This is a genomic window from Oryzomonas rubra, assembly GCF_008369015.1.
Classification (GTDB): Bacteria; Desulfobacterota; Desulfuromonadia; order Geobacterales; family Pseudopelobacteraceae; genus Oryzomonas; species Oryzomonas japonica.
This window is the reverse complement of the sequence record NZ_SRSD01000004.1, coordinates 1-14,052: the sequence shown is the minus strand read 5'-3', so window position 1 is coordinate 14,052 and position 14,052 is coordinate 1. Positions and strand designations below refer to the sequence as shown.

Here is a 14,052-nt window from a genome sequence, read left to right as displayed (position 1 = left end):
TGGGATACACCTTGTCCAAGAAAAAGTTGGCCTGAAGCCGGGCGATGAAGCACCGGCATAGAAGGCGGGCGACACGTTCCGGCAGATGAGTGGTTTTTTATTTTTGGGTTCGGCTCAATAACTATGCTATGATTTCGAACCTGTGCCTGAATAGATGCCGCGTAATGATGCGCTCGGCGCGAAAACACCATTGATTCCGGAAACGTTGCGATGCGGACCCTTTCCCTCAAAACGAAAGTAAGCCTTGTGTACCCCATCCTCTCCATCTGTGTGCTGGCTGGGATTCTTTTGCTCTCCCAAAGGATCCTCGAGTCGCGCATCAAGGAGGGGGTCTCCGAACAGCAGTACCAGATCGTCTCGGTTCTGGCGGATGAGATCGACCGGCAGGTGGCCTCCACCAGCGAGTCGCTGGTCGCCATCGCCCGCATGGCCACGCCCGAAACGATCTCCACCCCCCAAAAAGCGCTGGAATTCCTGAGGGGGGAAGGTGAATATCTTGCCACCTTCGATAACGGCTTCTTCATTTTCGACCGGCACGGCCGCCTGATGGCGGAGTTGCCCCAGGGGCTGGAGCGTTCGGGGGAAGACTTTTCCTACCGCGACTACCTGAAAAAGACCTTTGCCACACGGAAACCGATTATTTCCGACCCCTATGTGTCATCCCAGGAGCACCATCATTCGGCCCTGATGTTCACCGCCCCGGTGTTCGACGAGGAGGGCGTCCTGATCGCGGTAGTAGGGGGGGGGATCGACCTGACCCGCTCCCCATTCCTGGGCAAGCTTTCCGATGTCAGGATCGGCAAGAACGGCTACCTGTACGTCGTCAATACCGACCGGGTCACCCTGTTTCATTCCGATCCCCTGGTGGGTGTGAAGGGAACGCCCCTCCCGGGTGCCAACCCGCTGCTGGACCGCGCCATTGCAGGCTTTGACGGCACCGACGAGACGCTAACCTCCCGCGGGGTTCGCACGCTGGCGTCGTTCAAGCACCTCAAGAGCAAGAACTGGATTATCGCGGCAAACTATCCCATCGCCCAGGCCTATGAGCCGATCCAAAAGGCGAATGCCCTTTTCCTGGGGATCGTTGTCCCGATTGCCCTGCTCGCTGCCCTGCTGCTGCGGCGTGTCCTCTCCCGGCTGACCGCGCCGATTCTGGCCCTCGCCGGGCATGTGGAAACCCTCTCGACCAAAACAGGCGACGACCGCCTCTTTCCCGCCGTGGGTGACGATGAACCGGCCATACTGGCCCAGGCCTTCAACCGTCTGCTCAAGGAGGTGGACCAGCAGCAGGAGGAGCTTGCCAAGCGGGAGGTGCTGTATCGCACGGTGGTGGATTTCTCCTCGGAGATGGTCTTCTGGGTCGCCCCGGACTGCGGGACCATGCACTACGTCTCTCCCAGCTGCAGCGACGTCACCGGGTACAGCCCCGAGGAGTTCTATGCCGCGCCCGGCCTGTTGAGTTCCATTATCCACCCGGATGACCGGGAACATTGGGATGAGCAGTACCGGGAAGGTGCAACCGCCGACTCCGTCGAGCCCCTGGAGTTCCGAATCGTCACCAAGAGCGGCGAGGTACGGTGGACGAACTATCTCAGCCGGCCGGTCTTCGGCCAGAACGGCGCCTATGTCGGCTTGCGCGGCAGCTTCTCCGATATCACGCTCCTGAAGCGCGCCGAACTCTCCACCATCGTCAGCGAGGAAAAATTTCGGCTCTTCTTCGAGCAGTCCAGCGACGCAATCTTTATTACCCACAAGGACGGCAGGATCTTCGAGGTGAACAACGAGGCGTGCAACCGTTACGGGTTCTGCCGCGAGGAGTTCATCGGCATGCAGGTAGGGGATCTGGATACTCCCGAGTACGCCGTGCACAACCCCGAGCGGTTTGCCCTCGTCATGGAGTTGGGGCAGATCACCTTCGAAACCTGCCAGCGCTGCAAGAGCGGCGTCACCCTGCCGGTGGAGGTGAAGGCCCGCCTGATCGATTTCGACGGTGACAAGGCGCTCATGGCCGTGGCCCGGGATATCAGCGACCGCAAGCGAGCCGACGAACTTTTGCGCCGCCAGAACGAATACCTGACCGCATTCCACGAGACCTCCCTGGGGCTTGTCAGGCGCCTGGACGCGCCCAGCCTCCTGCAGGCGATCCTCGTTCGCGCCGGCAAGCTGGTGGGGACCGAACATTGCTATGTCTACCTGTTGAACGGGCAGGGGACGGCAATGGACATGGTCTGCCAGAGCGGGGTCTTTGAAGGTTTTGTGCACCGCTCCATCGGGCCCCATGACGGGATCGCGGGCCTGGTCTGGACAACGGGGGAACCGTTTCAGGTCGACAATTACAGCCAATGGGAACACCGGCTTCCCGACGCCGACCGCATCGTGCTGCGGGCCGTGGCCGGCGTCCCGCTGAAGTCGAACGACAGGGTGGTCGGCGTGCTTGGGTTGGCGTTCCTCAAGGAGGGGCAGCTGTTCGATGACGAGCAGATGGCCATCCTGATGCAATTCGCCGAATTGGCCTCCGTGGCCCTGGACAATGCCCAGCTCTATGGTGCGGTTCAACGGGAACTGTCGGAGCGCCAGAAGGCCGAGGCAAGCCTGAGGAAACTTTCGGTCGCCGTGGAGCAAAACCCGGCTTCCATCATCATCACGGATACGGGCGGCGCCATCGAATACGTCAACCCCCGTTTCAGCGAGGTTACCGGATATTCCTCCGCCGAGGCGGTCGGCCAGAACACCCGCATGTTCAAATCCGGCACCACCAGCCCGGCGGAATACCGCCTGCTCTGGGAGACGATCCTGGGCGGGCGCGAATGGCGCGGGGAATTTCATAACCGCAAGAAGAGTGGCGAACTGTACTGGGAACAGGCTATGATAGCGCCGATCAGGGATGAAAAAGGTCTGATCACCCACTTTATCGCCATCAACGAGGATATTACCGAGCGCAAGCGGCTGGAGAGCGAACTGCACCACTCCCAGAAGATGGAGGCCATCGGGCAACTGGCCGGCGGCATCGCCCATGACTTCAACAATATCCTGACGGCGGTCATCGGTTATGCCAGCATCATGCAGATCAAGCTGCCGGAGGAAAATCCCATGCGGAATGGGGTGGAGCAGATCCTGGCCACTGCCGAGCGCGGTTCCAGTCTGACCAAAGGGCTTCTGGCCTTCAGCCGCAAACAGCATACGATCACCCGCCACATCAACCTCAACGAGATCGTCGAGCGGGTGCAGAAACTGCTCCATCGGCTGATCAGCGAAGACATCCACCTCACCACCCGCCTGGCCGTTGAAGATCTGCCGGTCATGGTTGACAGCGTCCAGATCGAACAGGTGCTGATGAGCCTGGCCGCCAACGCACGGGATGCGATGCCGGACGGGGGCAAGATCGCCATCGGAAGCGCATTGGTGGACCTGGACAGCTCGTTTGCCGTCATGAACGGGCTCGGTCAGCCCGGCCGCTTTGCGGTACTGACGGTCTCCGACACCGGCCAGGGCATGGATGAGGAGACGATCAGCCATATCTTCGAGCCGTTTTTTACCACCAAGGGGACCGGCAAGGGAACCGGGCTCGGTCTTTCCATCGCCTACGGCATCGTCAAAAAGCACAACGGATGCATTGTGTGCACCAGCGAGAAGGGGAAGGGAACGACCTTCCGCATCTATCTCCCCTGTTCGGACGTGGAGTCCCGTGACGATGAACAGGAGGCGCCCCGGGTGTCTCCCCAGGCCGGAAAACAGGTGGTCCTCCTGGCCGACGACAACGAGTCGACCCGCCGTTTTTCCCGGGAGGTGCTGGAGGAGTTCGGCTATTCGGTTATTGAGGCCGAAGACGGTCGGCAGGCCCTGGACAGGTTCTATGAATACAGCAACCAGGTCGGCCTGCTCATCCTGGATGTCATCATGCCGGGAATGAAGGGGCGGGAGGTTTACGAGGCCATCCGTGCCGGCAATCCGGGGGTAAAGGTGCTCTTCACCAGCGGGTACACGGAGGAGATCGTCCGTTCGCAGGAGGTCCTGGATGAAAGCCTGCCTTTCATCGCCAAACCATATATGCCCAAGGAGTTGCTTATGAAAATTCGCGAGGTGCTGGGCCATGGGGAGTGAAACAACCGGGAACATCTTTGTGGTTGACGACGACCGCTTCGTGTTGGAGAGCGTCTCGACGCTTCTCGACGAATACGGTTTCACGGTCCAGGCCTTTGCCAATGGCCACGAAGCGGTCAAGCAGTTCGTGACCCGGCCGGTGGACCTGGTCCTGACCGATATCAACATGCCCCATATGGATGGCATCGAGCTTCTGGAGAAGATCCGTTTCCTGGACCGGGAGACGCCGGTGGTGCTCATGACCGCCTACGCGGACCTGGATACGGCCGTCAAAGCCATCCAGAAAGGGGCCTTCGACTTCATCATCAAACCGTACAGCCCCCCCTATCTCATCCATACGGTGGAAAAGGGGGTCCACTATAAGCATCTGACCCAGATCGAAAAGAACTACAAGCGGGAGCTGGAGATCACGGTGGAGAAGCGGACTTCGGAACTGGCCGAGGCCCTGCGGAGGTTGACGAAGATGAGCCGCGAGATCATCGAACGGCTCACCTCGGCGGCCGAGTTGCGGGACGAGGACACCGGGCTGCACATCCTGCGCATCGGCCTGTATGCCAAAAAACTGGCGACAGCCCTGGGTATGTCGGACACCTTCATCGAGCAGATCCACATTGCCAGCGCCATGCACGACGTCGGCAAGATCGGCATCCCCGACTCGATCCTGCTCAAACCGGGGGCACTGACATCCGCCGAATTCGAGACCATCAAACAGCATACGGTCATCGGCGAGAAGATCCTCCAGGGGTCGGCCCACAGCATGCTCCAGATGGGGGCGACCATCGCGGCCAGCCATCATGAACGCTGGGACGGCAGCGGCTATCCCTACGGCCTGCGGGGGGAAGCCATCCCCATTGCCGGCCGGATCACCATGCTGGCCGACCAGTATGACGCCTTGCGGAGCGAGCGGGTCTATAAGGGGGCCTTTGACCATGCAACGGCCTGCGACATCATCCTGAACGGCGACGGCAGGACGATGCCGGAGCATTTCGATCCCCACGTCCTGGCCACGTTCGATGAGATCAAGGATGAGTTCGCGGAGATCTTCGATGCCAGCCAGTCTCAAGAACCGCCATCCCGCGGGGTGCATACGCGCCAACTGCCCCTGCCCCTGGACGCGCAACCCCCTGTTAGCGGTCGAGATCGGCCAGGACGAAATCCACCGAGCCCAGGATTGCCAGGAAGTCGGCCACCAGCCAGCCGCGGCTCATGACCGGCAGCGCCTGGATGTGCGGGAAGCTGGGGGTGCGGATGCGCATCCGGTAGGGGATATTCAGGCCGTCCGAGACGGCAAAGTAGCCGTTCTCCCCTTTCGGGGCCTCGATGGCGGCGTAGGTCTCTCCCTTGGGCGGCGTCATGCCCCGGGTGCTGTTGACGAAGTGGTGGATCAGGGACTCGATGTCCTTCAGGGTGTCCGGCTTCTGGGGCAGCACGTAGCGGTAGTCGTCCGTGATCCAGCGGCCGTCGGGCATCCCGTTCATTGCCTGTTCCACCAGACTGAGCGACTGGCGAATCTCCTCCATGCGCACCAGATAGCGCGCCCAGCAGTCCCCCCCTTCGGCCACGGCCACATCGAACGAGAACCGCTCGTATCCGCCGTAGGGCATCTTTTTCCGTAAATCCCATTCCATGCCGCAGGCGCGCAGGTTAGGCCCCGAAAGTCCCCATTCCCGGGCGTCTTCCGCCGAGATGACGCCGACCCCTTTGAGCCGCGCCCGGAAGATCGGGTTGCCGCCCACGAGCTGTTCGTACTCCTTGAGTCGGGGCGGCAGCCATTCCAGAAACCGCTTCACCGGCGCCTCCCACCCTTCGGGCAGGTCCTCGGCCACGCCGCCGATGCGGAACCAGGCCGGGTGCATGCGCCCCCCGGTGATCATCTCCACGATGTCGAAGATCAGTTCCCGGTCGGTAAAGGTATAGAAGACCGGCGTCATGGCCCCCACGTCGGCGGCAAAGGTCCCGAGCCAGACCAGGTGGCTGGCGATGCGGAACAGTTCCGCCAGCATGACGCGGATATACTGGGCCCGCTCGGGCACCTGGATACCGCAGAGCCGTTCGACCGACGTGACATAGGCCAGGTTGTTCTGCACCCCGGCCAGGTAGTCGATGCGGTCGGTGTAGGGGATGAACTGGTTCCAGTGCTGGCGCTCGGCGATCTTCTCGGCCCCCCGGTGGTGATAGCCGATGTCGAAGTCGATGTCGCGGATCTCCTCCCCGTCCAGCTTGAGGATGCAGCGGATGATGCCGTGGGTGCCGGGGTGCTGCGGCCCCAGGTTGAGCACCATCTCCCCCTCGTTGATCCGTTCGAAAAAGTCCGAGGCGGGCAGCGGCGCATGGCGGCGGGCGTCATCCACGGTGTAGGGCGCCATCTCCGTGGCGCGGAAGGGGTGCTCCTTGCGCAGGGGGTGCCCCTCCCAGTCATGGGGCATCAGGATGCGCCGCAGGTTGGGGTGGCCGCCAAAGCGGATGCCGAACATGTCGAACACCTCCCGCTCGTACCAGTCGGCAACCGGGAAGACCGGGGTCACGCTGGGCGCTTCCGGGGATTTCCCCGTTAGTTCGCATTTGACGCGCACGTAGCCGGGCTGGTCGAAAGAGAGCAGGTGGTAGTTGAGGGTGAAGTCCCGGTACCGGGAGCGGTCCCGCCGGAGGGAGTCGTCCACGGCGGCGATGTCCTCCAGGCGCTTGAAGGCTGCGCCGGGGCGCCCTTTCAGATGGCGCAGCAGGTCGGGCACCAGTTCGGCCGGCGCCCGCAGGGTGAGCATGTCGGTGGCGGTCTCGTCGATGGCGACCCGGTCGCCGAAGAGCGTGCCGATCTCTCCGGGAAGCCCGAAATCCGGGTAGGGGTGCCGGGGCGCGGGGGGGCGCCACTGCGCGTCCGAGCGGGGCTGGAACATGGCGGGATGCCCCACGGCGGCACCACGGGCGGGGATGGCCGCCATGCCTGGGCCGCGGGTGTCCCGGAATTTGGTCTCCCCGTCCCTCAGGACCGGGACGGTCGTCCCCTGATAGCCCCCGGCCAGGTGCAGGACCGGCCGGGCCGGGCGCTCCCCGGTTTTGATCTTTTCCTGGAGCAGCATCAGCCCCTGGAGGAAGGCCTCGGGCCGTGGCGGACAGCCGGGCACGTACACATCCACCGGCAGGATCTGGTTCACCCCCTGCACCACGCTGTACACGTCGTACATGCCGCCGGAATTGGAGCAGCTCCCCATGGAGATCACCCAGCGCGGCTCGGCCATCTGCTCGTAGAGGTTCAGGATCGAGGGGGCCATCTTCTTGAAAACCGTCCCGGCGATCACCATCACGTCCGCCTCGCGGGGGGTCCCCCGCAGCACCTCGGCCCCGAAGCGGGAGATGTCGTGGCGCGACGTGAAGGAGGTCATCATCTCCACAAAGCAGCAGGAGAGACCGAAGAACATGGGCCAGAGGGAATTGGCCCGCCCCCAGTTGATCAGGTCGTCGAGGCGAGTCAGGATGATGTTGTCGGGGGTTGGGATGATGTTGTCCGGTGTATCGTACAAGGCTGGTACCTCTGAAACGCAAAGTTTTTGCAAGATCAAGGTTGTCGAGGAAGGGCGCGGAGGCGTAGCAGCGCTACGCCGCACAAGTTATTCCGAAGACTTGCGCAGGGATTGCGAAAACTCTGCGTTTCTCTCCCGTGAAGGTCCCCAGTCCAGTCCGCCTTTAAGCCAGAGCCAGAGGAGGCCGGCGGCTAAAATGACGATGAAGACCGTGATCTGGGTGAGGCCCGCAATACCGAGCAGGTCCCAGGCCGAGGCCCAGGTGAAGATAAAGGCCGCCTCCACGTCGAACACGATAAAGAAGATGGCCACCAGGTAGAAAGGGACCGGCCATGCCAGACGGGCGCTGCCGGTGGGCAGAACCCCCGATTCGTAGGGGGTCTCCTTGGCGGGCGTCGTGCGCTTTGCTCCGAGCCACCAGGCAGCCAACAGCAAAACGCCGATCAGGGCAACGGTCACCAGGGCGTACAGGGCAAGTTGATACAGTGGGTCGGATACCATAGTGAGGAAACTATAGCAGATATTCGTGTCGCTTCAAACGTGAAACGTGAGTTGCCGGAACAGGATGCACAACCTGCTATTTGAGTGGTCGCAGTATGGCACTGAAGATCGGGTTCTGATCAGCCTGGGAGACGGAGATGACCATGTCCACCTCAAAGGGGTTACCACACACATCCCGCACCGTTTGTCGCACCGTGGCGCCGATCAGGTCGCTGCTGCCAGAACTGAAATACCCTTCGACCCCGGCCCGTAACGCCTCTCCGTTTTCCATGAATTCAAAGATGCACTGGCCGAGCAGTTCCTGTTTGGTCAGGCCAAAGAGCTTTTCCGCCTTCTGATTGGAGATGACGATCTTGCCGTCCCCCACGAAGGTGACGATGGGGGACTGGGCGATCTCGATGAAGTTGCGGTAGCGATCCTCCGACTCCTTCCGCTGCAGGGTCTTGCGGTCCAACTCCGCCATCAGTTCGTTGAACGATCCGATCAGTTCGCCGATCTCGTCGTTGCCCCGCCCCGTGAGTCGCTCGGAGAAATTACCGGTGCGGGCCACGTCGGCAATACTCTCGGCGACGTTCTTGACCGGTGTCAGGATCGTCCTGCGGATGAGCCAGCCGCTGACGAGGACGAAGGCGAGGAGAACCGCGCCGTCGTAGAGCAGGTCGAAGGCCAGGTTGGTACCGACCTCGTGGTACAGTCCCTCCATGGGAACCGACACCGAAACCGCGCCGATCACCTCGCCCACCCGGTAGCCGTAGGAATAATGCCCCCGCGGGAAGCGCTCCCGGACAAAACGGGGCGCGGTGTCATAGGTGCCATGGCAGGCCAGACAGGATTGATCGGCCTTCATGGGCAGCAGGTAGCGCAGGGCCTTCTTCCCTTTTTCACCCGCCACCTGCCAGACCTCCCTGGCCTGTGTATCGCGAAAAGTCGCCAATTGGGCGGTCTCGAAGCTGTCGGGGCGGTTGCCCGGATTGCGGTAGCGTAACGATATCTGGCGGACATAGTAGCGCGACCCGCTGGTGAGGCGTTTGGCGATCTGGGTGGCGGCCACCTGGGGGATGAGGTTGTAGTTGTGTTCAGGTTCGTTGGTGACGCTCTGGGAAAGATAGTCCCGGGTTTCGATGATCTGGTGCGCGATGGAACGGGCGTTGTCCACGGCCGTGGTGAGGATGAGCGCCTGCTCCCGGCGATAGTTGCTGTAGGCCAGGCTCAGGAACAGCGCCGCGAGGAGGAGGGCGGCGATGATGTTGAATTTGGTGTTGACGCTGCGGTCAGAAAGCATTCTCATGGAGGTTCCCCGGCCCTGCCGTCCCCGTTGTCCCACGCTTCATGTGTCGTTTGCATGGTGTCTGAATCCGCGACGGCGGAGTTTTCCCGACAAAGCCGGGATGGTTTTTCGTGGGCGGCGATCGACCCCTGCATGTCACTCGATCCGCCATGCAGGCAACATCGGATTCAGACTGATTATAACTGCTCTTCGAGGCTTGGCAAGGGTAATGTGGTTTCGTTATTATGCTTGAATTCTCGTGGTGATATGGGCTATTTTGAAAAGATTGCATCAGAATTTGCACTGATGCACAACGAATCGGGAATCACGGCGCATAGCCGGGGAGTAGGTATATGGACAGGAAGGCACCCGCATCCACATCAACATCAACATCAACCAAGGGCAGGGGCAGGGGGATTTTGCCGGCCCTGGCGCTGTTTGCCGTTACGCTGGGCATTGTTGGGCTGCTCGGGGCAACGGGGTATGTATTCTATCTGATGGCGCGCCTGCCACGGGTGGACCGTCTGGCGGACTATAAACCGCCCATCGTCTCCCAGGTCTTTAGCGACGACGGCAGCCTGGTGGGGGAATTCTATCTGGAACGGCGCATCGTGGTGCCGGTGGAAAAGATGCCGCGCAAGCTGATCCAGGCCTTCGTGGCGGCCGAGGACTCCAGTTTTTACCAGCACAAGGGGATCGATTACCTGGGGATTGTACGGGCGGCCTTCAAAAACCTCCTCTCCATGCGCAAGAAGGAGGGGGCCTCGACCATCACCCAGCAGGTGACCAAGTCCATGCTGCTGACCCCGGAAAAGAAGTTTTCCCGCAAGATCAAAGAGGCCATACTGGCCAAACGCATGGAGGAAAAGCTCTCCAAGGACGAGATCCTCTACCTGTACCTGAACCAGATCTACCTGGGGGGCGGGGCCTACGGCGTCCAGGTGGCGGCTGAAACCTATTTCGGCAAAAACGTCGATCAGCTCAACCTGGCCGAGATGGCCATGCTGGCCGGGCTTCCCAAGGCGCCCAACGCCTATTCCCCCATCAAGCACCTGGACAAGGCCCGTGAGCGGCAGGCCTATGTTCTGGATCGGATGGTGAAGGAGGGGTACATCACGACCGCCGAGGCCGATCACGCCAAGAATACGCCGATCGAGATCCGCTCCATGAAAAAGGTCAACAACGAGCAGTCGGCCTATTTCCTCGAACATCTGCGCATCCAGCTTGAGGAGAAGTACGGAGAGGATCAGCTTTACAAGGGTGGCCTGAAGATCTACACCACCATGAATGCCGACATGCAGCGGGCGGCCTACGAAAGCCTCAGGAACGGCCTCAAGGCGGTTGACAAGCGCCAGGGGTTCCGCGGACCAACCAAATACCTTGGCGAATCCGAGGTGGATGGGTTCTGCGCCAAGGTCGAGGATGGTATCGATTCCGCGACCCTCAAGACCGGCGAGAGCTATCAGGGGGTCGTAGTGGGATTCGTCCCCGAGAAGGGTGAGGCCATCGTCAGGGTTGGGGATCGTAAAGGCGTTCTGACCCGCAAGAATATGGCCTGGGCCGGCAGGGTGGGGATGATCAACAGCTACGGCAAGCCGGAGAAGGGGAACAAGAACCTGGCCCTCGGCTCGGTGATCGAGGTGTCGGTCGTCTCGCCGGAGGTCAACAAGGAGGGAGCCCAATTCGCCCTCGATCAAACCCCCGAGGTGCAGGCGGCCCTGGTTTCCCTCGATCCCCGTACCGGGGCGGTCAAGGCCATGGTCGGCGGCTACGACTTCCGCAAGAGCCAGTTCAACCGGGCCATCCAGGCCAAGCGCAACGCCGGGTCGGCCTTCAAGCCGATCATCTATGCCGCAGCCCTCGACAAGGGATTGACCCCGGCCACCATCATCGAGGACTCCGAGGTGGAATATCCGGACGGCGCCGGCGGAACCTGGAAACCGAAGAACTACGACAACACCTTTCGTGGACCGGTAACCATGCGCGAGGCGCTGACCTACTCCATCAACATCGTCAGCGTCAAGATCATGGAACAGATCGGCGCCCAGTATGCGGCGGATTACGCCAAGAAGCTCGGCTTCACCTCCCAGATCCCGGCCAACCTGGCCCTGGCCCTGGGGGCCGCGTCCGTGTCCCCCTTCGAGCTGACCGAAGCCTACTCGGTGTTTGCCAATAAGGGGCAATTGATCCCCCAGTATTTCGTCACCAAGGTTACGGACAACGACGGGACCGTACTTCAGGAAAACCAGCCGCCGGCCGCGATTCCGGCCGTTTCGCCCGAGACCTCCTATGTCATCACCAACCTGATGCAGAGCGTCGTCGCCAGCGGCACCGGTTCTCGCGCCATCATCGGGCGTCCCGTGGCCGGCAAGACCGGTACCACGAACGAAGGTAAGGATGCCTGGTTCGTCGGCTACATCCCGCAACTGGTGACCGGCGTGTGGGTCGGTTACGATCAGGAACGCTCCCTGGGCGCCGGCGGGTCGGGCGGACAGGCGGCTGCGCCGATCTGGGCCGAATTCATGAGGAAAGCGACGGCGGGAATGCCGGTCATGGATTTCGAGGCCCCGGATAATGTCACCTTTGTGCTGATCAACCCCCGTACCGGCAAACTGGCCAAGGAGGGAACCCCGGGGGCGGTCATGGAATGTTTTGTCAAGGGGAGCGAGCCGACCGGCTATGACGGCGACGGCGGGGGGGCAGCCGCCCGTCCGCCCGCGGCGGAAAAAGAGGAATAAGGCCGGGGTGGGGCCGGACGCTGGTACGATAGTAAAAAATAAAAGGGGGGCGTTCGCGCCCCCCTTTGCTGTTCTGAAAGGATTAATTGTCGCACCCGTGCTCGCGGGTACACCCGCTACAACGAGATATCCTCGGCAATCCCCGACCGCTGCCTGATGACCGCCTCTACCTTGTCCCGGTCGATGCGTTCGGACAGCCGGTATTTCCTGATGAGATTCCAAGCCTCCACATCCGGCTTTAGCCCCTTTTTGTACACATCCTGGTGCACCTCCAGAAGGATTCTCCCCTGCTCGGTAACGGCCATCTTTACCGGCTTGTAGATGATCTCACCGGGGGTATTGACCTTGACCTCGTTGAAGAATCCCTCCATCCTGAGCGGTGACACCCTGATGCAGCCATGGCTGGCAAAGCCGTATATGGACCAGGGCTTGATGGTGCTGTGAATCAGTATCCCGGGGATTGAGGTCTTTATGGCGTATCTCCCCAAGGGGTTGCCGGGTCCGGGGGGGATGCTGGTGATGACCTCCCTCCCTTCCTCCTCCATCTCCGAACGGATAGAGGCGGGGACGTGCCAGGTGGGGTCTTTCTGTTTCCCCGTTATCTTGAATTTGCCGACCGGAGTCTGCCAATCGAACTTGTCGCTCTTCTTCCCGGTGCCGACCGCTACCGGGAGCGAGGTGACCAGTTTCCCCTGGCGGAAGTAGTACAAGGTGCGGTCGGGGATATTGACCACGATGCCGTCCTTCATTCTCTGGGGGATGATCTTCCGGTTGTTGTATTTCAGTCTCTGCCCGATTTTGAGGGAAGCCTTGGCGTCCAGCTTGTTCGCCGCTATGAGGTGCTGGCGGCTGACCCCAAGCTTTGCCGCGACCAGCCGCAAGGTATCGCCCTTGACAGCGGTATAGACGTTGGCGCTTCCCACGACCTTTGCCGATACGAAGTCGTCATGCACGGTGGGGGCGTCGTCCTGGGTGGGAACAGCCGGCTCCTGACTGGCCATCGTTTGCTCCGGTGTGATACCGGGCAGAGGATCGGCCGGTACTGCCGCCACCGGGGGGTGGGGTGGCACTGCTTCGGGCTGGCTGGCTGGCTGCGGTACCGCCGCAGCGTTCCGGGGTTGGTCGCTCCCGGCGGCTTCCGCTGGCGGGATGGCGGGCAACGTCTCCTGAATGACACGTACCTTCTGGAGGGTGAGCAGATAATAGCGCTCGGCCATGTCGTGCTCCTGCCTCTGATAATGGCGCTCGGCCAGGGAGAAGGTGGCATCCACGCTCTTCATCTCATCGGGCATCTGTCGGCCGAAACCGGATGCCCGAAGGTGCGAAACGGCCAGAAGGGCATCCTGGCGAGTATCGGCCCAAGCGCCGGGCGTTATCAGAAAAAGTGCAGCGAAGGACACAAGGCGCGATGCGCCCATGACGGAGATACGGGGGAGGGCAGGGAATTTCATAAGCCCTGTATGTACAATATATCCCGGAAGATTGGCAACAGTTAAGTTGGTCGGTTGGAGTGTGTGCCCCCGCTCATTATATATAAGAGATAAAATGTGCGGATACTTCCTGGCTCCCCCCATGCGCCTGCTGAGGATTTTTGGGCCGCGCTCGGAGCGCAAGACGCGTCGTATATTCGACAACCGTTCCTTCGAGTGATTTTATTGTCGATTCAACTGTCGGATTAACAACATATTTTTTGGGGTTATCGAAAAAAACAGAGAAAAGAACAAAAAAAGGTATTGACGGTGGGAGTGATAGTTGTTATAACCAGCGTCCCATTTGACGCGGAGAGTTTTGCCGAGTCGTTGGGGGCGGAAAAAAAGGAGTTTGGCCGGAAAAAACTTCTTGACAATGTCGGCTTGATTTAGTACTTTGTTCGTCTGTCACGGAACGCATCTGGTCTTTGAAAACCGAATAGCAGGAAGTTGTGAGA

7 protein-coding genes are annotated in these 14,052 nt (G+C 60.9%); 3 read left to right on the top strand and 4 right to left on the bottom strand.

Annotated elements, in window-relative coordinates; all coding sequences use genetic code 11:
* Positions 1-210: 210 nt before the first annotated feature.
* Both ET418_RS07275 and ET418_RS07270 read left to right on the top strand, forming a co-directional pair.
* A complete protein-coding gene (locus ET418_RS07275) occupies positions 211-4,101 on the top strand; it encodes a PAS domain S-box protein (RefSeq protein ID WP_149306940.1) in 3,891 nt (1,296 codons plus the stop codon).
* Positions 4,091-5,311 (top strand): response regulator, encoded by a 1,221-nt coding sequence (locus ET418_RS07270; protein WP_149306939.1) that lies wholly within the window; start codon positions 4,091-4,093, stop codon positions 5,309-5,311. Before ET418_RS07275 ends, ET418_RS07270 begins: the two co-directional genes overlap by 11 nt.
* On the opposite strand, the gene ET418_RS07265 is transcribed toward ET418_RS07270, so the two are convergent.
* From ET418_RS07265 to ET418_RS07255, 3 genes are all read right to left on the bottom strand, one after another.
* Positions 5,229-7,598: an NADH-quinone oxidoreductase subunit B/C/D gene (locus ET418_RS07265; RefSeq protein ID WP_149307248.1), complete on the bottom strand. Its 2,370-nt coding sequence runs from the start codon at positions 7,596-7,598 to the stop codon at positions 5,229-5,231. The genes ET418_RS07270 and ET418_RS07265 overlap by 83 nt on opposite strands.
* A 108-nt stretch (positions 7,599-7,706) precedes the next feature.
* Entirely contained in the window at positions 7,707-8,120 is a 414-nt protein-coding gene (locus ET418_RS07260; protein ID WP_149306938.1) for an NADH-quinone oxidoreductase subunit A, read from the bottom strand.
* A 76-nt stretch (positions 8,121-8,196) separates the two neighbouring features.
* A complete protein-coding gene (locus ET418_RS07255; RefSeq protein ID WP_149306937.1) occupies positions 8,197-9,408 on the bottom strand; it encodes a c-type heme family protein in 1,212 nt (403 codons plus the stop codon).
* Between the two features lie 332 nt (positions 9,409-9,740).
* Between ET418_RS07255 and ET418_RS07250 the strand changes: the two genes are divergently transcribed.
* Positions 9,741-12,125 carry a penicillin-binding protein 1A gene (locus ET418_RS07250; protein ID WP_149306936.1) on the top strand — a complete coding sequence of 795 codons (2,385 nt, stop codon included), beginning with the start codon at positions 9,741-9,743 and terminating at the stop codon, positions 12,123-12,125.
* A gap of 116 nt (positions 12,126-12,241) precedes the next feature.
* Here the strand turns inward: ET418_RS07250 and ET418_RS07245 are convergent, their stop codons facing one another.
* A complete protein-coding gene (locus ET418_RS07245; RefSeq protein WP_149306935.1) occupies positions 12,242-13,576 on the bottom strand; it encodes a L,D-transpeptidase family protein in 1,335 nt (444 codons plus the stop codon).
* Between the last annotated feature and the right edge of the window lie 476 nt (positions 13,577-14,052).